The 17,827-nt window shown below is 61.4% G+C and carries 15 protein-coding genes and 1 tRNA gene; 6 read left to right on the forward strand and 10 right to left on the reverse strand.

Annotated features, from left to right (window positions below; all coding sequences use genetic code 11):
- Nucleotides 1–83: 83 nt before the first annotated feature.
- Genes F4V58_RS07435 through F4V58_RS07450 form a run of 4 tightly spaced genes read left to right on the forward strand, consistent with a single transcriptional unit; the run spans nucleotide 84 to nucleotide 3,120 of the window.
- Nucleotides 84–806: an Rv1157c family protein gene (locus tag F4V58_RS07435; RefSeq protein WP_075734735.1), complete on the forward strand. Its 723-nt coding sequence runs from the start codon at nucleotides 84–86 to the stop codon at nucleotides 804–806.
- Between the two features lies 1 nt (nucleotide 807).
- Nucleotides 808–1,335, forward strand: a complete 528-nt coding sequence (locus F4V58_RS07440; RefSeq protein ID WP_075734737.1) for a ribonuclease FAU-1 family protein — start codon at nucleotides 808–810, stop codon at nucleotides 1,333–1,335.
- Nucleotides 1,336–1,338: 3 nt separating this feature from the next.
- Nucleotides 1,339–2,268: a DUF808 domain-containing protein gene (locus tag F4V58_RS07445; RefSeq protein WP_075734739.1), complete on the forward strand. Its 930-nt coding sequence runs from the start codon at nucleotides 1,339–1,341 to the stop codon at nucleotides 2,266–2,268.
- Nucleotides 2,269–2,280: 12 nt separating this feature from the next.
- Nucleotides 2,281–3,120 carry a hypothetical protein gene (locus tag F4V58_RS07450; RefSeq protein WP_075734741.1) on the forward strand — a complete coding sequence of 280 codons (840 nt, stop codon included), beginning with the start codon at nucleotides 2,281–2,283 and terminating at the stop codon, nucleotides 3,118–3,120.
- On the opposite strand, the gene selB is transcribed toward F4V58_RS07450, so the two are convergent.
- From selB to F4V58_RS07465, 3 genes are all read right to left on the reverse strand, one after another.
- Nucleotides 3,064–4,767 (reverse strand): selenocysteine-specific translation elongation factor, encoded by a 1,704-nt coding sequence (gene selB, locus F4V58_RS07455; protein ID WP_075734743.1) that lies wholly within the window; start codon nucleotides 4,765–4,767, stop codon nucleotides 3,064–3,066. The two genes, F4V58_RS07450 and selB, sit on opposite strands and share 57 nt — an antisense overlap.
- A 5-nt stretch (nucleotides 4,768–4,772) precedes the next feature.
- Entirely contained in the window at nucleotides 4,773–6,041 is a 1,269-nt protein-coding gene (gene selA, locus F4V58_RS07460; RefSeq protein WP_075734745.1) for an L-seryl-tRNA(Sec) selenium transferase, read from the reverse strand.
- Between the two features lie 31 nt (nucleotides 6,042–6,072).
- Nucleotides 6,073–6,167 (reverse strand) — tRNA-Sec (locus F4V58_RS07465).
- A 28-nt stretch (nucleotides 6,168–6,195) separates the two neighbouring features.
- Between F4V58_RS07465 and selD the strand changes: the two genes are divergently transcribed.
- Nucleotides 6,196–7,194: a selenide, water dikinase SelD gene (gene selD / locus F4V58_RS07470; protein ID WP_425429744.1), complete on the forward strand. Its 999-nt coding sequence runs from the start codon at nucleotides 6,196–6,198 to the stop codon at nucleotides 7,192–7,194.
- An 8-nt stretch (nucleotides 7,195–7,202) separates the two neighbouring features.
- On the opposite strand, the gene nrfD is transcribed toward selD, so the two are convergent.
- The 7 genes from nrfD to ychF all read right to left on the reverse strand — a co-directional run bounded on the left by nrfD (nucleotide 7,203) and on the right by ychF (nucleotide 16,311).
- A complete protein-coding gene (nrfD, locus tag F4V58_RS07475; RefSeq protein WP_084559726.1) occupies nucleotides 7,203–8,390 on the reverse strand; it encodes an NrfD/PsrC family molybdoenzyme membrane anchor subunit in 1,188 nt (395 codons plus the stop codon).
- Nucleotides 8,383–9,465, reverse strand: a complete 1,083-nt coding sequence (locus tag F4V58_RS07480) for a 4Fe-4S dicluster domain-containing protein (protein ID WP_075734749.1) — start codon at nucleotides 9,463–9,465, stop codon at nucleotides 8,383–8,385. The genes nrfD and F4V58_RS07480 overlap by 8 nt, the downstream gene beginning before the upstream one ends.
- A gap of 1 nt (nucleotide 9,466) precedes the next feature.
- Nucleotides 9,467–12,736, reverse strand: a complete 3,270-nt coding sequence (fdnG, locus tag F4V58_RS07485; protein WP_245802964.1) for a formate dehydrogenase-N subunit alpha — start codon at nucleotides 12,734–12,736, stop codon at nucleotides 9,467–9,469.
- A gap of 46 nt (nucleotides 12,737–12,782) precedes the next feature.
- Nucleotides 12,783–13,691 carry a cation diffusion facilitator family transporter gene (locus F4V58_RS07495; RefSeq protein WP_075736612.1) on the reverse strand — a complete coding sequence of 303 codons (909 nt, stop codon included), beginning with the start codon at nucleotides 13,689–13,691 and terminating at the stop codon, nucleotides 12,783–12,785.
- Nucleotides 13,692–13,984: 293 nt separating this feature from the next.
- Nucleotides 13,985–14,842 carry a hypothetical protein gene (locus tag F4V58_RS07500; protein WP_075734753.1) on the reverse strand — a complete coding sequence of 286 codons (858 nt, stop codon included), beginning with the start codon at nucleotides 14,840–14,842 and terminating at the stop codon, nucleotides 13,985–13,987.
- 8 nt (nucleotides 14,843–14,850) lie between these two features.
- Entirely contained in the window at nucleotides 14,851–15,159 is a 309-nt protein-coding gene (locus tag F4V58_RS07505) for a hypothetical protein (protein WP_075734755.1), read from the reverse strand.
- Between the two features lie 66 nt (nucleotides 15,160–15,225).
- Complete coding sequence (ychF, locus tag F4V58_RS07510; protein ID WP_075734757.1) at nucleotides 15,226–16,311, reverse strand: redox-regulated ATPase YchF; 1,086 nt, start codon at nucleotides 16,309–16,311, stop codon at nucleotides 15,226–15,228.
- A 111-nt stretch (nucleotides 16,312–16,422) separates the two neighbouring features.
- Here ychF and F4V58_RS07515 point away from each other — a divergent pair, with 111 nt between their 5' ends.
- On the forward strand, nucleotides 16,423–17,826 hold the full coding sequence (locus F4V58_RS07515) for an AI-2E family transporter (RefSeq protein WP_150385763.1): 1,404 nt from the start codon (nucleotides 16,423–16,425) through the stop codon (nucleotides 17,824–17,826).
- Nucleotide 17,827 lies beyond the last annotated feature (1 nt).

A 17,827-nucleotide genomic window follows, 5' to 3' on the forward strand; every position in this document is an offset into this window, starting at 1 on the left:
CAGTAGTTATTAATGGTAGTATTGTGACAATAATTATCCCCGCCATTTCCGCCTCTCCTGTCATTTCTCAAAGGACGTCCGCTGTGAAAAACTCCCCCTCCCGCACCCACGCACGCCTAACGGCATCAGCCCTGGCTTGTGCATTGGGCATGGGTCTTATCCCTGGGCCCACTAGCGCTGTAGCTCAGGCTCCGGATTTCCTCAGCACCTTAAGCTCGCTCGGTGCCGGCGGCCCGGCCTCCCCGCTCGACGAATTTGGCCGGCCCACCCCGGCAACCCAGGAGCAAGTCCGCGCCTTCGCGCTTTCCCCGTGGATTCCCGAGGAGCTGCGCAACGCCATCCTCACGGCGCTGGAATTTACCGCCGGAACCGGTCAAGCCGGCGGGCCCCCGCTGATTGAGGGCGGCCCCATCATCAACCAGTTCGCTTGGCCAACCGTCTCCGCCAACTGTATTGGCGGCCAACTAGACTCCGTGGGCTCCGGAATCGCAGTGGCAGGGCCCACCGAAATCCCCGCGCCCGGAGCCGGCCCCGGCGAGGTAGCGTTCCTATTCACCGCCCTAGGCACTGCCGCCGCCGCACCACAGCAAGGCGAGATGAACGTCCAGTGGTTCAACATCTCCAACTTCACCAGCGGCACGACCCCGCTGTTTTACCACGGCATTAATCCAGACGGCCCCACCACCGTCTCCGGACGCGCAGCCACCGGCCCCGGCACCGTCGTGGCCATCTTAAGCGGTGCCGTCAACACGCAGGAGGCTCACTGCGCCTACGCGCCCACCGCGCTTATCATGGAGGTTCGTTAAGATGCACGCGCCCAAGGTGGAAACTTTTTCTGTCCCCCGCGGGATAAACGTTGACCCCAAAGGCTACGAACGGCCCGTGGAGACCTTCCGCGAAACAGATTTTGGCCTCTACATGGCCCGCGGAGCTACCCACCCGCGCTTTGGCTACCTAGAGTCCTGGCTCCTGCCCACGCTGGGCCTGCGGGTAAACAAGTTCCACGTCCGCTCCGGGGACAATGAATACCAGGACTTCTACATAGACGTGGTGCAAATATCTGCCCAAGACGGCCTGTGGGAAACCCGTGACCTCTACGTGGATCTCCTGTCCACCACGGGAAGGCCCGTAGATGTCGAAGACACCGACGAGCTATCTAAAGCAGCCACCGAGGGCCTACTGGAAGCCGAATTCGTGGAATATGCGATAGATGCCACCCTGCGCGCGGTGGAGGGCATCACCCGACACGACGACAACGTCATGGCATGGCTAGACTCATTGGGCATGGCCCTAGAATGGGCTGAATCCGTAAACTTTTCGCCCGAAGGAATATAAATCATGGCCGGTGGCCTCATTGCCCTGTTAGACGACGTAGCCCTCATTGCCCGCGCCGCAGCCTCCAACGTTGATGACGTGGCGGCTTTGGCCGGCAAGACGTCCGCGCGCGCAGCCGGCGTGGTCATCGACGACGCCGCGGTTACCCCGCAGTACGTAGCCGGCGTCAAACCCGCGCGCGAGCTGCCCATGATTTGGCGGATCACCAAGGGCTCTTTGATTAACAAGCTGGCCATCATCTTGCCCATCGCGATGATCCTTAGCGCCATCGCCCCGTGGGCGCTGACCCCCATTTTGATGTGCGGCGGCACCTTCCTGTGCTACGAGGGCGCTCATAAGATTTTGCACCGCTTCCTCCCCCACGATACCCACGAGGAAAAGGCACCAGCCACGGTCAGCGGCAAGGAAGCTGAGGACAAACTAGTCTCCTCCGCGATTACCACCGATCTTATTCTCAGCGCGGAAATCATGGTGATTTCGCTCAACTCCATCATCGATGAGAGCTTCTGGATGCGCCTAGCAACCCTCATCGTGGTGGCAATCTTTATCACCGTGGGCGTCTACGGCGCGGTGGGCCTGTTGGTCAAGATGGACGATATTGGCTTGAGCCTGCTCAAGCGCAGCAAAGGCAAATCCAAGCTGGGAGAGGCCCTGGTCAAGGGCATGCCCAAGGTGCTCAAGGGACTTACCATCGTGGGCACCGCCGCCATGCTCTGGGTCGGTGGCCACATTGTCATTGCCGGCCTGCATGAGTTCGGCGCCAACCAGCCCCACGATTTCATCCACCATCTTTCGCACGTTGTGGATAACGGCGCAGTGGCCTGGACCATCGACACCGTCTTTTCCATGGCCTTCGGTTTCATCTTGGGGGCTGTGGTGGTCAGTGTCGTGGAATTTGTTAAGTCAACGCAGCGCGGCGCACGCGCGCACTAGGACTAAGCGCGCATGCAACACTACCCGCTGCCCGGAAGCTACCTTGGCGTTGAATACGTAGCTATCTTGGAAAATCTAGTCTCCTCCACAGCGTTGAGCATCCCCGGGTTGGGAAGTAAACCGCTCTGGCTGGACGTCGTGTTGGAAGCCGATAACCTGCACCGCGGCTGGCGGGTACGCTGCGACCACGGCTACCTGGGCTGGCTAGACAGCGCCGAGTCCGCCGACTACCCGCAGCTAGAGCGCCTGCGCCGGGCTCATATGGTGGCCTACACCAAGGCAACTATCGAGATCGTAGACAACGCACTAGAAATCGCCGTCTTTCTTGGCCTGGCACCGTGGCAGATCCCCGTCAACAACCCTCTTCCGGGCTCCCTGCTATTCAACTCTGGTTTTCCAGTTATCTTGCACCCGGCCTTAAACCTTGACGTCTTGGACGCCCTAGGCACTAGGCAGTTTATCTGCGAGGTAAGCGCGCACGGGACCGGGTTTCACGCCAAGATAGACGGCAACAGCATCGGTATCTTCCACCCTCCGGCCCACGTAGCACACGTTCTTGAACAGGCGGCCACCAAGGGTCTGAAGGTCAGCGCCCGCGCGTATTCGGCCGGCGGCCAGCTCGCGCTGGACTTGCCTGCGGATAACCAACAACTCTACGTAGCCCCGCCCCCACCGTTGCCCTGCGCGCAGCCGCCGCTTCCGGAGGTAGCGCAACACTCCGATTGGGAGGTCACCGTTGTTTCCTCGGTTCTTGCAGAACACGTCCTTACTCCCCCTCCCCGCGGTACCCGGCGCCTAGAGCAAGCGCCGCAAGTTCCCGTCCACGCGCCGGGTAACCCCGCGCGCATCTAGGTGTTCCAGCAGCGGAACCGCTACGCGCCGCGTGGTCCCCAGTGCCTGGCGCGCCGCTGACAGGCTAAACGGATGAGCTATCTCCCGCAGCCGGGCCCGCGCCAGATCCTCTGCCTGCGGCGGCAGCACTACCCCGCCGATCCGCAGCAGACGCCCGGCGCGCTGCGCCGCAGCTAATTCCTTGGTACCCAGACCCAGCCTTTCCAGCTCCCCCGCTTCCGGTGCCCGGAAGGGGGCTTGCCGCCAGCCGGCCTCCAGACTTGCCACCGCATCTTCGGCCGGCCCCAAATCTGCCCGCGGGCCCGGGCGGCTAATTACCCCGTTACTATCTTCCAGCTGTGCCGCTGCAACTACCACCGGCAGGAGTTCCGGTGCCGGCAGTTGCGCCGCGGCTGCCGCCCGGGGCAGGCCCGCTTCCAGGGGTCCCAAGGAGTCCACCGCCGCTAACAGTTGCTCTTTCCATGTCACCAGCGCTGGAGGATGGACCCACCAACCCGCAAATTCCACAGCGCCGTCCGGCTTGTCGATTCCCAACAGTGCGGCCGCGCTGGCATTAAGTGCCCCGCGCCGCTCGATATGGCGCAGCCTGCCTTCGGCTAACTCTTGCGCCCGGCGCGCCGCGTCACCCCGGCGCCGCAACTCCACTGGGTCGAGGTCCACTACTTGGGCACACCCCAGCACGTGGCGTGAGCCCGTTCCGCGCAGCACCAGGCGCTCGCCCACTGCCAGCGCCACCCGGCGCGCAAAGTGAAGGCGGGCGAATTCCCCGCCCAGCCGGCGGATTCTTACCGGGATGCTGGCGGTGCCAATATGCGCCACAGTACTGTCCGGGGTTTCTACTGGCACACGGGCGTCAACCGCGCTGACCTGCGGCCAGGCATGGGGTGTTAACAGGCAATCCCCGCGGCTTACCTGGCCTACCTCCACGCCCCGCAGGTTCACCGCCACGCGGGACACCGGCCCGATTTCTTCTCGTGCCACGTTCTCGCTCTGCAGCCCGCGCACCTCCACGGTTTCATCCCCCAGCGTGAGCTTGTCACCCACCCGGAGGGTACCGGCCGTCAAAGTCCCAGTGACCACGGTTCCAGCCCCTGTGACGCTAAACGCGCGGTCTATCCACAACCGCACGCGGGCTGCCGGGTCCGGGCGCGGTGCGCTTGCCACAACGCGGTCGAGGACCTCGCGCAGCTCATCCAGACCCTGACCCGTGGGGGCGGCAACTGGAACCACAGGCGCGTTTTCTAGGGAGGTGCCCACCAGGCGGCGGCGCACGTCATCCTCTACGCCCTCGGCCCACGGCTTATCCGCGCGGGTGAGCGCCACCACCCCGGCAAGCCCCAGAGCGTCGATGGCCGCCACGTGGTCACTGGTCTGGGCCTGCCAGCCTTCATCGGCTGCCACCACCAGTAGCGCCATGGGTGCCGGCCCCACCCCAGCTAGCATGTTTCCCAAGAAACGCTCATGCCCGGGCACGTCCACGAACGCCAAATCTTCGCCAGACGGCAACGTGGTCCACGCAAAACCCAAGTCAATGGTGAGCCCGCGGCGTTTTTCTTCTTCCAGCCGGTCCGGGTCAATACCTGTCAGCGCCCTGACCAAAGTGGATTTTCCGTGGTCCACGTGGCCGGCGGTAGCTATGACGTACACGCGCCCTACACCAGCTTTCTTATCAGCCCAGTGAGCCAGGCGTCCCGGGCGGCAGGCACGCAGCGCAGGTCAACTAAGCAGCGGGAGTCTTTCACGCGCGCTAACACCCCGTGTTGGCGCAGCTTGGCAGCCAAGCCTTCCGGGTAGGCCGCCGCGAACCCGGGCAGCGGGTACTCCGGGGCCCCGCCCCCGCCTACGCGGCCGGAGTGCTCCACGAGCTGCCCGCCGGTGGCGTGTGCCAGGGCCTGCGTGCGGGCGTGGGTATCCGCGTAGAGCGCGCTGCGCACCAGGTTCTCCCCGGAGGCCACCGTGGCTTCCAACGCCGCCAGGCGCACTTTGTCCATGCGCACCGCCCGGGCCAAGGGATGGCTCTTGAGTTTGGCTATTGCCTCACCTGTGCCCAGCAGGATACCGGCTTGTGGCCCGCCCAGCAGCTTGTCCCCGCTAGCAATGACCACGTCCGCGCCGGCGCGCAGCTGGGCGGCAATATCCGGCTCTTCCGGCAGCTTAGGCTCCGGTGCTAGCAGCCCGGATCCTAGGTCCACGATGAGCGGCACCCCCAGGCCGGCTAGCTCCGCGGTGCCCACGGCCGCGGTGAACCCCGAAATCAGGTAGTTCGACGGGTGGACCTTCACTACCGCACCGGTGTTGTCTCCCAGCGCCTGCTGATAGTCCTGCAAGTGGGTCCGGTTGGTAGCGCCCACCTCCTTGAGGGTCACGCGCGCGGACTCGATGAGCTCCGGGAGCCGAAACCCCGCGCCAATCTCAATAAGCTCACCCCGGGAGATGAGCACCTCGCGGTCTTCAGCCAGCGCCGCGCAGGCCAGCAACAGCGCGGCCGCGCCGTTGTTTACCACCAGCGCGTCCTGCGCGGCGGGGCACGCCTCTAGCAATGCGGTGATAACACCCGCTCCACGGTAAGCGGAGCGCCGCCCGGTCCCTAAGTCCAGCTCCACATCCGTGTAGCCTGCGGCGTCGACCATGGCGCGCGTGGCCGCGGGGCTCAGCGGCGCGCGGCCCAAATTGGTGTGAACAATCACGCCAGTGGCATTGATGACCGGGTGCAGCGAGGACACTTCCAGCCTCCCCACGGCGTCGACAACCGCGCCTTCCACGGCCTCCGGGGCCAGCTCGCCTGCCCGCGCACGCCGCAAGACCTCATCCACGGCTTCCCGCACACGCGCTTTACTCACCCGGCCTAAAGCCACCCGAACCTCCGGCAAGGCCAGCAACAAGTCAGTTCGGGGAATACGGCGGCGGGGGTTGTCATTCATGGGCACCAAGTTTAGTGCCCCGTACACTTTTTGGCGGAGACGGACAGGAATCGAACCTGCCAAACCAAGGTACTTGGCTTCACCGGTTTTGAAGACCGGGGCGCCCACCAGGACACATACGTCTCCACTGAGCACAGTACTTTCGCGGAGTAACATGGGGCAAATGACTAGGCTTACTTCCTTTGCCGCTGGTGGCGGCTGCGCGTGCAAGATCCCCGCCGGCCAACTGGAAACCGCCGTGGCCGGGCTCGTGGGCACCGCTGGACCCGAGGTCCTGGTGGGCCTGGACGCCGGTGATGACGCCTCCGCAGTCACACTCCGCGATGACCTGGCACTGATTTCCACCACGGACTTCTTTACCCCCATGCTCGATGACCCCTATGACTGGGGCCGGGTGGCCGCCACCAACGCGCTATCCGACGTCTACGCCATGGGCGGCACGCCGGTAACGGCGCTCAACATTGTGGGCTGGCCCGTGGACGTCCTTGGCCTAGACATCTTGCGCGAGGTCATCCGCGGCGGCATGGACGTGGCCACCGCCGCCGGGATTTCGGTCACCGGCGGGCACTCGATTACCGCGCCGGAGCCCATCTACGGCATGGCGGTGAGCGGCACCGCGCACCCGGACAAACTCATGGGCATAGACCAAGCCCAGCCCGGGCTGCCCATCACGCTGACCAAGCCCCTGGGCGTGGGCATTTTCAACAACAAGCACAAGGCCACTGGTGAGGTCAGCCTGGAAGCCGTGGAGTCCATGACCACTTTGAACAAGGACGCGGCAATGCTGGCAGTCAAGGCCGGCATTAGGGCCGCCACGGACGTCACCGGTTTTGGACTTTTGGGCCACCTCTACAAAATGTGCCGGGCTTCCGGGGTGTCGGCTGAGCTGGACTTTGCGGCCGTGCCGGAAATCCCCGGCGCCAAGGCCGCACTGCGCGAAGGCTTTGTCCCCGGTGGGTCAAGGCGCAACCTGGAGTGGGTGCGCGAGCACCTCCACGCCCCTGGCCTTAGCGAAGGGGACCTAGTCTTCTTGGCCGACGCCCAGACTTCCGGCGGACTGCTAGTAATAGGCGAGCTGCCGGGCTACCCCGTCATAGGCCGCACCACCGCGCTCACCAACACAGCGCAGCCGGCGGTCATCACCGTGCGCTAGACCACCGGCTAACCCACGGTCACGATGTCGTGATCCAGGCCCTCGGCCTTCCGGCGGGCCTCCGCGCGGCGCTTTTGCGGGCCAATGACGGCCTGCGGGTCCTTGGCGGAGGCCAGCCCGCCTTCAAATACCCCAAATCGGGTACACGCGGAGCCGGCCGCTAGGGCCAGGCCCGCCAGCACGGAGACTTTCCGGGACTTGGTCACGCACGCCAGCGCAGTGCCCACCCCGCCGGCTGCCACCAAATACTCCGAGGCCTTCATAAGCTTGCCAGGAGTGCCGTGGTGCAGGTGGCGCGCGGTTTCCGGTTCCATGGACGCCTCCATCTTCCGTGCCGCGGCCAGGTCCACGGCCGCGCCGGCCATAGCCACCAGGCGCGCGGGGGCCGCGTCAGCGAACGGGGTGGTCACCATGGCAACCCCCGAAGAAGCCAAAGACGCCGATGCCCCGAACACGTACGGCAGGTACTCCCGGGTATCCGCCCACGTGGGGTTGGAGGTGTCCCCCAGGAGCACGGCGGTGTAGGTAGCCAGCGGCCCACCCAGCACGCCGGCAAGGACACCGGCGGGCCCGGCCGCCATACGCATTGGTGTACGCAGCGGCTTGAGCAGCTTTTGCGGAACCGGGGTGTGCTCAGCAAGCTCAACTAGCTCAGCGGCTGCCGCCACACCGGACACCGCGCCGAAAGAGCCCAGAATCCACGACCCCACCGACATGGGCGAGCTAATTTTGAACACCCGGAACATATTGAGCAACCGTTCGGGCCGCCCCAGGTCAAGGATTAGCATGGCAGACCCGGCCGCTGCCGCACCAAAGGCGGCCAGACGGGTGGTGCGACAAAGGGCGGCGTTGCCGGTAGCCTGCGCGCCGAGCGCCAACATTCCGGAGCCGCCGGACACGCCGCCTAAAAACAGGTAGGCGGCAATTGGCCACTCCCACGGCGGGGCCTTGACCACGGGTTTGCCGTAGTAATCAGCGAACTCAAAATCCTCGGCCATCCGGGCCTCTTTGGACCCATCCATGGCACCCGCCCCCATCCCGCTGCCCGGACCAGAGCGCTTTTTCTTGCGCTTCTTCCCGCCCCGGCGCGGGCGGCGGGGTTCCTGTGGCGGCCGGTACTCGTCAAACTCGCCTGGGTTGTAGCCGCCAGTTCCCGGCGTTCCTCCGGCTAGTTCATCGGATGATTTATCAGCCATGACGTCCTCCCGTCATCACGAACGCACCGGCCATGACGCCGGCCATTCCGGCCACGGCTTTGACCGCAGTCTTAAACATCTGGGGCAGTTCCTTAGTGGGCACCTGCGGGTCCGGCGGCAGGCCGTAGACCTCCGGGGAATCCAGCAGCAAGAAGATGGACCCGGTACCGCCCACACCGTCGTCGGGGTTGGCGCCGTAGAGGCGGGCCTCAGTCAATCCTTGCGCGTGTAACTGAGCCACGCGTTCGCGCGCTTGGGCGAGCATGTCCTCGTAAGTGCCAAAAGCGATGGAGGTGGTGGGGCAGGCCTTGGAACAGGCGGGCTGCTCGCCAATTTTCAGCCGGTCGTAACACATGGTGCACTTTTGGGCCATACCAATGTTTTTAATCGGCATCTTCTCCCCCGGCACGTGGTCCGGGCCCTGCTTTTTCAGCTGCATGAGCTTGGCCAGGACATTGATACCGGCGTGGGCGTCGGGGCCCTCGGCCGCGACCTCGGCGGTGGTGGCACCATCACGGTCGGACTTGATGGTCACGCCGCCGTCATCGCGCCGGTCAATAACGCCGAAGGGGCAGCCGGCCACACAGGTGCCGCAACCGTTGCACACGTCATCCTGGACCACCACGGTCTCAAACTCTGTGCGAAACAGAGCGCCGGTGGGGCACACGTCCAGGCAACCGGCGTTGGTGCAGTGCTTGCACACATCGGAAGACATTAGCCAGCGGAAATCATCGGTATCCGGCGGGGTGAGGTCTTCCTCTGCGGCCGGGGCGTCCTGGGGTTTAAGCCCCGGCAGACCCAGGGATACCAGCTGGCGGCCTTCCTCGCGCGCGGAGTCAATGCGAGTTTCGTCCTGCTCGATAAAGGCCACGTGCCGCCACGTGTTGGCCCCCAACGAGCCGGTGTTGTCATAGGAATCACCGCTTAAGGCGTAGCCTTCCACCGGGTTGCGGTTCCATTCCTTGCACGCGACCTCGCAGGCCTTGCACCCGATACAGATTGAGGTGTCAGTGAAAAATGCCATGCGCTGGAAGGAGTCATAGCCACGCCGTTGGTCTTGCTCTAGAAGCGACATCCTACTGGCCTTCCTTTCCCTCATAATCGGCCACGTTTCCGGCGGTATTGTCTTGGCCGGTGTTATCCTGCCCGCTCTCCCCCGGCTCCGGGGCCAGGGTGAAAGAGTCATCAACGTCAAGCAGCTTGTTGCCCGAATCCAGGGTCAGCTGCGCGCGCCGTTGGTACTCGCGCATGAGCTCCAGGCGCGCTTGCCCGCGCGGGCGCCGTCCCGGAATAATGTCGCAAGCAGAGACCTTGGAGTTCTGGATGAACACGTTGGGTTCCAGGGTCAATCCCAGCAGGTCGTTGACGCCGTCCCCGGCAACGGGCGCGGTTTCCGACTCCCCGTAGTGGTACGGGATACCAATCTGGTGAAAGTCTTTGCCGTTGATGGTCAGCTTCTCAATGCGCCCGGACACCAGGACTTGGGCCTCGATCACGCCGCGCGGGGAGATGATGGTGGCCCACTGCCCGTTTTCTAACCCGCGCAGCTGTGCGAGCTCGCGGGAGACCTCACAGAACAACCCCGGTTGCAGCTCCGCCAGAAACGGCAGGCGCCTGGACATGGCACCGGAGGTGTACATCTCCGTCAAACGGTAAGTAGAAAATGTAAACGGGTAGACGTCCGCTCCCGGTTCCCCCGGAGCGGGGGCGGAAAGGTTGTCCGGGCGCTTGATGGACAGACGCGTAGGCGACTGTTGCTGCTTGTAGAGCTGGTTTTCCACCGGGGACTCATGCGGCTCGTAGTGAGTGGGCAGCGGGCCGTCGGATAGCCCTGCGGGCGCGTAGAGCCATCCTTTTCCGTCCGATTGCATGATAAACGGGTCAATCCCGTCCAGGGAATCCGGACCCACCGCGTCCACTTTAGCCCTGTAATCAGGGGCCTTTGTCACTGGGAAGTCCGGAACGTCTTGACCTGTCCACCGCCCGGCTTCTGCGTCCCACCAGATGTACTTCTTGCGCTCGGACCACGGGGTGCCATCCGGCTTGGCCGATGCCCGGTTGTACAAGATCCGCCGGTTGGCCGGCCACACCCAGCCCCACTCATCAGCAGAGCCGGGCTTCTTGGTGGCCGCGTGGTTGATTCCACCCGCGAACACGCCGGTGTAAATCCAGCAACCGCCCATCGTGGAACCGTCCGCCTTCATCTCCGTGAAGGAAGATAGCAGCTGGCCCTTCTTGGGGCCTTCTAGGTGGTAGCCGTTGATTTCCCGCAGGATGTCCTCGGAGTCCGGGTCACCGTGCTCATCAACCGCATAATCCCACGTCATTGCCTGAATAGGCTTGTCGCGAGGGTCATCAGAATCTGCTAGCCGGGCCTTAATCCTTTTGCCTAGCTCGTAGAAGAACCAGGCTTCACTGGTGGCGTCCTCCGGCGGATTGAGCGCCTGGAAGCGCCACTGCAACATGCGCTGGGTTTGGGTAAACGTCCCGGCCTTTTCCACATGGGTGGCCGCCGGCATGAGGAATACCTCGGTGCCAATGTCTTCGGTCTTAAGCTCCCCACTGCGAACCTCCGGGGAGTCATACCAGAAAGACGCGGTCTCAATTTCTTGGAAGTCCCGGACTACCAACCATTTCAAGGCGGCCAGTCCGCGACGCTGCATCCCGCCGTTGGACTGCGCCACCGCCGGGTTTTGCCCGAAAACAATGTAGCCTTCCACATCCCCTTCTAACATCCCCAGGAGAGTTTCGTAGGTGGAGTGTGAGCCGTTGATGCGCGGCATCAGGTCCAGACCCCAGTTGTTAACCGGCTGGGCGGCGTCCCCGAAGTAGGCCTTCATCAGCGACACCGCGTAGGCTTCACCAATTTGCCAGAACCCCTTCTGATCTTCCTTGCGGAAGGAGTCTAGGTACTCTTTCCACGTCTGCGTGAGCACGTGCGGCATGGGCAGGTAGCCCGGCAAGGAGTTAAACAGCGTGGGAATATCCGTGGAACCCTGAATGGAAGCGTGCCCGCGCAAGGCCATGATCCCGGACCCGGGCCTGCCAATATTGCCCATCAGCAGCTGCAAGATAGCCAAGCTGCGGATGAACTGCACGCCCATGGTGTGCTGCGTAAAGCCCAAAGCATAAGCAAAGCACGTGGTGCGCTCGGGGTTAGAGTTCTCCGCAACGGAACGCGCCAGGTACTCAAAATCCTCCTGGGAGATACCGCACATCTCCTCCACCATCTCCGGGGTGTACCGGGAATAGTGGCGGCGCAGCACCTGGAACACGCAGTTTGGGTCCTGTAGCGTGGGGTCTTTTTCCACGTTCCAGGAAGAGCCCTCCGGCTTCTGGACAAACTGCCAGGAATCCGTGACGTACTTGCCGGTCTCCGGGTTGTAGCCAGAAAACAGCCCACCTAAGTCCTCCGCGTCCCTAAAGTCCGGGGAGATGATATGGGCCGCGTTGGTGTAGTTGACCACGTAATCGTGGAAGTACAGGTCATTGTCAATCATGTACTTAATCAACGCACCAAACAGCACGATGTCTGTGCCGCCGCGAATGGCGATGTGCCGGTTGGCCGAAGCGGAGGTACGCGTGTAACGGGGGTCCACGTGGATTATCCGCGCGCCCCGCTTTTTCGCCTCCACAACCCACTGGAAACCCACCGGGTGGCACTCAGCCATGTTGGAGCCCTGGATGACAATCAAGTCAGCATTAGCCATATCCTGCAACGGCTGGGTGGCACCGCCGCGGCCAAACGAAGTTCCCAAACTGGGAACGGTGGCGGAGTGTCATATACGCGCCTGATTTTCCACCTGTATAGCACCCGTGGCGGTAAACAGCTTCTTAATGAGGTAATTTTCCTCATTGTCCAACGTTGCCCCGCCCAGGCCCGCAACGCCCATGGTGCGGCGCAGCGGTCGCCCGGATTCATCCACCTCCTGCCATTTGGCCTTTCGCGAGGCCAGGAAACGGTCCGTGATCATCTCCATGGCGGTGTCTGTATCAAGCTCCGTCCACTCCGTGGCATACGGCGCGCGGTACTTAATCTTAGTCAGCCGCGTGGCGGAGTTAATCAGCTGCTCGGACGCGGAACCCTTAGGGCACAGCCTGCCACGGGAGATTGGTGAGTCCGGGTCACCTTCCACCTGAATGACGCGCTCGTCCTTGACGTACACGCGCTGGGAACAGCCCACCGCGCAGTAGGGGCACACGGACTTGACCATCCGGTCCGCACTGTCAATCCGGCCCTCCAGCTCACGGCTCTTGCCAGTCTGAGTATTGACATCGCGCGCAAAGGCGTCAGCGGCGCGAAGCTGCCTGACTACCGGCCAATTAAGTGGACTGAACTTAGACATACCCCAAATCTACTTCCACTTGAACCAGTCTTCTAGAAAGGGTCCCCTAATTTTTCCTTCCGGATGCCGGAAGGATTCCGGCCATATTGCGGGTCAACAACAGTCTCCGGTGCATAACCCCGCGCGGTTCAACGTGGATAAAAACTTCCGCTCCCGGGTACACGCGGTCAATTTCTTCCTCCACGCGGTCGGCTACCTCATGGGAAACCATCACGGTGGTTTCCGGGTCCACGGTCATAATGACATAGACCAGACGCTGACGCCCAAAGGCCATGGTCCGTAGCTGGGCAAAGGTAACGCCCTCCCGCTCCCCGATTTCGACGAGCAGGCTATCGAGCTCCTCATTTTCCTCCGGGGGCAAGGCCTCCGAGAGCAAGCTAGACAGGGACTCCTTCAGCAGCTGGTATCCGGTAAACAAAATATTCACACCGACCGCCAGGGCGATGAGCGGGTCAATCCATAGCCACCCGGTCAGCGCAATGAGGCCCACGCCTACCAACACGCCAGCGGAGGTGACCACGTCGGTCATCAGGTGATGGCCATCCGCCTCCAAGGTGGCGGAGCGGTATTTCTTGCCTGCCTTGATGAGCGCGAGCCCGCAGCCCATGTTCAGGGCACTGGCAACCACGGTAAGGATGAGACCCAAGCCCGTCTGCTCGAGGGGCTGCGGGTCAAACAGGCGTTCCACACCCGACCAAATAATCATGCCGGCGGCCACGAAGATCATGGCACCTTCTAGTAGCGCGGAGACGTACTCTGCCTTGCCGTGCCCGAAGTGGTGGTCGTGGTCGGCCGGTTTGGCTGAAATCTTCAGCGCAAAAAATCCCGCCACGGCGGCAACCAGATTGACCAGCGACTCCAGCGCGTCGGATAGAAAGCCCACGGAACCGGTCACCCAGGCGGCCCCCATCTTGATGGCAATGGTTGATACCGCCACTGCGATGGATAGTTTCATAAAGCGCTCTAGGACGCGCTGCTCAGTTGCTAAGTTCACACTACTCCTTCGGTCAAACCGCGCACCTTAGCGCGGGTTTTCTTCCGAAGGTCTCGTTCACCCAGCACACTATTAAACCGGTGCAGGGCTGGCGGGCCGGGTCTTTCACTGCCAAGACCAGTATGTCGACACACCACGAAGTGGAACTACTCCCCTTCATTCAAGTTTCACACTTTACCAGACCATTTGGCCGCACTGTCAAGGCCCAGCGAATCCCCACCGCCGAGCTGCCACGGGCCCTTAATGCGGTTGACTCACAGACGGCTGTGGCTTTCCTGCACCGACGCGACCAACTTTGAGAGCAACTTAAAAGTTTCGGAGTCGTTAGCTTTAGCCTGCATCTTGCTATCCACCTGTGTCTTTTTCATACTTTCAATGATCAAAACACCGACAGGAAGGTTGTCCACTTCGATTCTAAGAGCTAGCAAACTTCTTGATTTCATGCGAATTCTTTCGGCCGCATCCGGGGACAACCCATTTTCTTCGACCATCTCCCTATTCCAGTCATTGTCATTGCCGGCGGGCACCTTCGATTGCAGCCTAGATGCCCTGAAGTTCCACCCCTTGGCGATAATCCCCTCCTTGGCTGGATAAGAATGCCGAGGCAAGTTTCTTAGCTCCGCATTCCCTGAAACCCTTGCAATTGGCACGAATACCGAGCGGGCGTCGACATAAAAATAAATGGTCAGACGGACGGCTTCGTCTAACTCACCGTGTGGACTGAACCCCAGCTCTTGTGCCAACTGCTGAAGCATCCGTTCAAACAGGAATGCGAAATCCTTGCGGTAAATCTCTTTTTGTTCCTTCTCTTTCGCCAACGCGCGTCTCACAAATTTGAGCTCTTCCTCGACATGGGAGAGTGTAAGCTTGCGGCGCAAAGTCCCCCAGCTCCCCACGATTAAAAACGCCACTGCAGCCAAAAATAAGAGGACATCTAGAGAGACAACTTGACCCCAGGCCGATATTACGGGTCCGTCGATGAGAGATAGTGCAAGCCCGAAAACTGTAGCGACAAGGGTGGCACCGGACGCCCACCATTCCACGAACGCTTCAACAACTCTGGAAAACTTTGAGCTCCGCTCTTTCACTGTATTCTTGTAGCGGAGCTCCATGTTTTACCTTATGCGAAACTCAAAAGGTTACTGCCCTCGTGAATCTCACTGGAATCAAGCTCCTGTGAAAGCCCCTCTGTAATTTTCCCAAGCACCTGGTCTACCAGGTGCTCAGCGTGAGCCCCGTTTTCGGCTTGAAAGGACAAATTGATCTCTAGGCCGGTGCGGGTGCGGTTGAGAGACACCTCCGGGTGATAGTCCTCAAAATAGGGGTCCACAGCGAATAAGGTTTTAGCCGCAGCCAAAATCCTTTCGGCAGGGGCGGTCAACGCAGGATAGACAAAGGTTTGCAGCGTGTAGCGCTGATTTTCGTTCATGAAGCCCCTCCTTTTGGTCTTCTGTAAGACTTTCCTTGTGGCCGAGTATACACCCGCAGCGTCTAGCTAGCCGCCAATCTTGAAGTCACAGACGTCGCCGTCTTGCATGATGTAGTCCTTGCCCTCTTGGCGGACCTTGCCGGCGGCGCGGGCTTCAGCCATAGAACCGGCGGCGTCAAGATCGGCGAAGGAGACAACCTCGGCCTTGATGAATTTCTTTTCAAAGTCGGTGTGGATGACACCGGCGGCCTGGGGTGCAGCAGAACCCTGCTTGATGGTCCAAGCACGGGTTTCCTTGGGTCCTGCCGTGAGGTAGGTCTGCAGACCCAGGGTTTCAAAGCCGGCCTTGGCCAGGGTGGATAACCCTGGCTCATCCTGGCCCACGGACTCGAGTAGTTCCTGGGCTTCTTCCTCATCGAGCTCCAACAGCTCGGTTTCGGTCTGGGCGTCAAGGAACACACACTCTGCTGGTGCCACGAGCTCCGCGAGCTCCGCGCGGCGGGCGGAATCAGTCAGGACTGCTTCATCAGAGTTGAATACGTACAAGAAAGGCTTGGCGGTCATCAGGTGTAGATCGCGCAGCAGGGCAAGCTTGATCTCACCGGATTTGGCGGCGGCGAACAAGGTGCGGTCATCTTCGAGTATGGCCAGGGCCTTCTTGGTTTCCTCTACCTGGGGCAGGAGGTCTTTGTTTTTCTTAGCTTCTTTCTCCAGGCGTGGAAGCGCCTTTTCGATGGTTTGCAGATCAGCCAGGATGAGCTCGGTGTTAATCACGGAGATATCGTGCGCCGGGTCAACCTTGCCGTCCACGTGGATGATGTTGTCATCGGCGAAAGCGCGAACGACCTGGCAGATGGCGTCAGCTTCGCGAATATTGGCTAGGAAGGCGTTGCCCATCCCCTCACCTTTAGAGGCACCTTCCACAATGCCGGCGATATCCACGAAGGACACGGTGGCGGGCAGAATCCGGCCGGAGCCAAAGATTTCCGCCAAGCGCGGCAGGCGCTCGTCGGGAAGTTCCACCAACCCCACGTTGGGCTCGATGGTGGCAAAGGGGTAGTTTGCGGCCAGAATATCGGAGCGGGTCAGGGCATTAAATAGCGTGGACTTGCCAACATTGGGCAAGCCGACGATTCCTAGAGTTAAAGTCACGGCCACAATCCTAACGCACTGGGGCGATTTTAAGGCAAGATGGTCTACGTGAGTTCAAACAAACCTAAACCACGCGGCGAGTCCGTAGCCGCGTCCGAAGTCTCCACCACCATGGAAAATCTCCGGGATGTCTCCCCGCACCCGCCGGGCGACCAAATAGACCGCTCCATAGTTGTCAACCAGATGCTAAAAGACCTATCTACTACCGCTTTGCGGATAGGTATCATCGGCGCGCTCATTTACGCGGTAGCACACGTGGCCGGGAATTTTTGGCAGGGAATTTTGCCGGTACTCTTAGCACTGATTGTGTGCACGGTTCTAGCCCCCTTTGTTACCGCAATGCGGAGCGTTGGCATCCCGGCCGGACTTGCCGCCGTGCTGGCAATCTTGTCCTTCTTTGGGATCATCGGCGCGATAATTAGCTTCATCGCGCCCAGCTTTATGGCGCAGTCCCAATCGCTCTACCTGCAAACAGTGGAGGGCATCCAGCGCCTGCAGCTATGGGTCCAGGGCCCTCCGCTCAACTTGGACAGCGACCAATTGGGGGTCTACATCAACGAGTTGATTAGCCTCATCCAGCAGCGCGCGGGAACCATTGCCGGCTCCGTGTTCTCCGGTATTGGGACGGTGACCTCATTTGTAGTCACCCTGGTCATTGTTATTGTGCTCACCGTATTCTTCCTTAAGGACGGGCATAAGTTCCTGGGCTGGTTGCGCATGGCCACGGGACGCCGCACAGGCTGGCACCTCACCGAAGTATTAACTCGCGCGTGGCAGACCTTGGGCGGGTTCATCCGTGCACAGGCGCTGGTCTCGCTCATCGACGCGGTGTTCATTGGAACGGGGCTGGCAATCATTGGGGTGCCCCTAGCCATGACACTAGCCATCATCACGTTCATGGCAGGATTTATCCCCTTCGTTGGGGCTATCGTCGCTGGCGCGCTGTCTATCACCATTGCGTTGGTGTCCTTGGGAGTTACCGAAGCGGTAATGGTCCTGGTATTGGTTCTGGTAGTCCAGCAATTAGAAGGAAACGTGCTCAGCCCCTGGTTGCAGTCCCGAGCCATGAACCTCCACCCCGTGGTGGTGCTCATCTCCGTAACCATTGGCTCTGCACTCTTCAGCCTCATTGGTGCCTTCTTGGCTGTGCCGGCTGCGGCGATGATTGCGGTGGTGTGGCGCTACGGTCAGGAGATGCTCATGCTGCGCTCCGGGGAAAAACGCGTAGAAGACCTGGAATTTTCCACCATCGCAGGTCACCTTATTGCTCGGTACAGCGAGGAGGAAGGCAAGACCATGCGCGCGGAGTTGCGTGCCTCCTTTGAATCCCTCGACCCTGACGAGGCAACTCGCGATGGAGCTGCCGACGCCGCCACGGCTGGCGACCCGGGCATTGATAACTTGATGGACGTCTCCGCGCCACCCCCGGAGGACGATTTCCGCCCCTCGGTGCGCGACCAGTTTGAGGGTTTAAAAACCAGATTGGACCATATGTTCGACAAGAAGGGCAAATAGG

This window comes from Corynebacterium phocae, assembly GCF_008693075.1.
In the GTDB taxonomy this organism is placed as follows: Bacteria; Actinomycetota; Actinomycetes; order Mycobacteriales; family Mycobacteriaceae; genus Corynebacterium; species Corynebacterium phocae.

Excerpts from the sequence above, each read along its gene's own strand:
- F4V58_RS07440 (WP_075734737.1), top strand. The coding sequence starts at position 808 with ATGCACGCGCCCAAGGTGGAAACTTTTTCTGTCCCCCGCGGGATAAAC.
- F4V58_RS07445 (WP_075734739.1), top strand. The coding sequence starts at position 1,339 with ATGGCCGGTGGCCTCATTGCCCTGTTAGACGACGTAGCCCTCATTGCC.
- F4V58_RS07450 (WP_075734741.1), top strand. The coding sequence starts at position 2,281 with ATGCAACACTACCCGCTGCCCGGAAGCTACCTTGGCGTTGAATACGTA.
- selA (WP_075734745.1), bottom strand. The coding sequence starts at position 6,041 with ATGAATGACAACCCCCGCCGCCGTATTCCCCGAACTGACTTGTTGCTG.
- selD (WP_425429744.1), top strand. The coding sequence starts at position 6,196 with ATGGGGCAAATGACTAGGCTTACTTCCTTTGCCGCTGGTGGCGGCTGC.
- nrfD (WP_084559726.1), bottom strand. The coding sequence starts at position 8,390 with ATGGCTGATAAATCATCCGATGAACTAGCCGGAGGAACGCCGGGAACT.
- F4V58_RS07480 (WP_075734749.1), bottom strand. The coding sequence starts at position 9,465 with ATGTCGCTTCTAGAGCAAGACCAACGGCGTGGCTATGACTCCTTCCAG.
- F4V58_RS07495 (WP_075736612.1), bottom strand. The coding sequence starts at position 13,691 with ATGAAACTATCCATCGCAGTGGCGGTATCAACCATTGCCATCAAGATG.
- F4V58_RS07500 (WP_075734753.1), bottom strand. The coding sequence starts at position 14,842 with ATGGAGCTCCGCTACAAGAATACAGTGAAAGAGCGGAGCTCAAAGTTT.
- F4V58_RS07505 (WP_075734755.1), bottom strand. The coding sequence starts at position 15,159 with ATGAACGAAAATCAGCGCTACACGCTGCAAACCTTTGTCTATCCTGCG.
- F4V58_RS07515 (WP_150385763.1), top strand. The coding sequence starts at position 16,423 with ATGGAAAATCTCCGGGATGTCTCCCCGCACCCGCCGGGCGACCAAATA.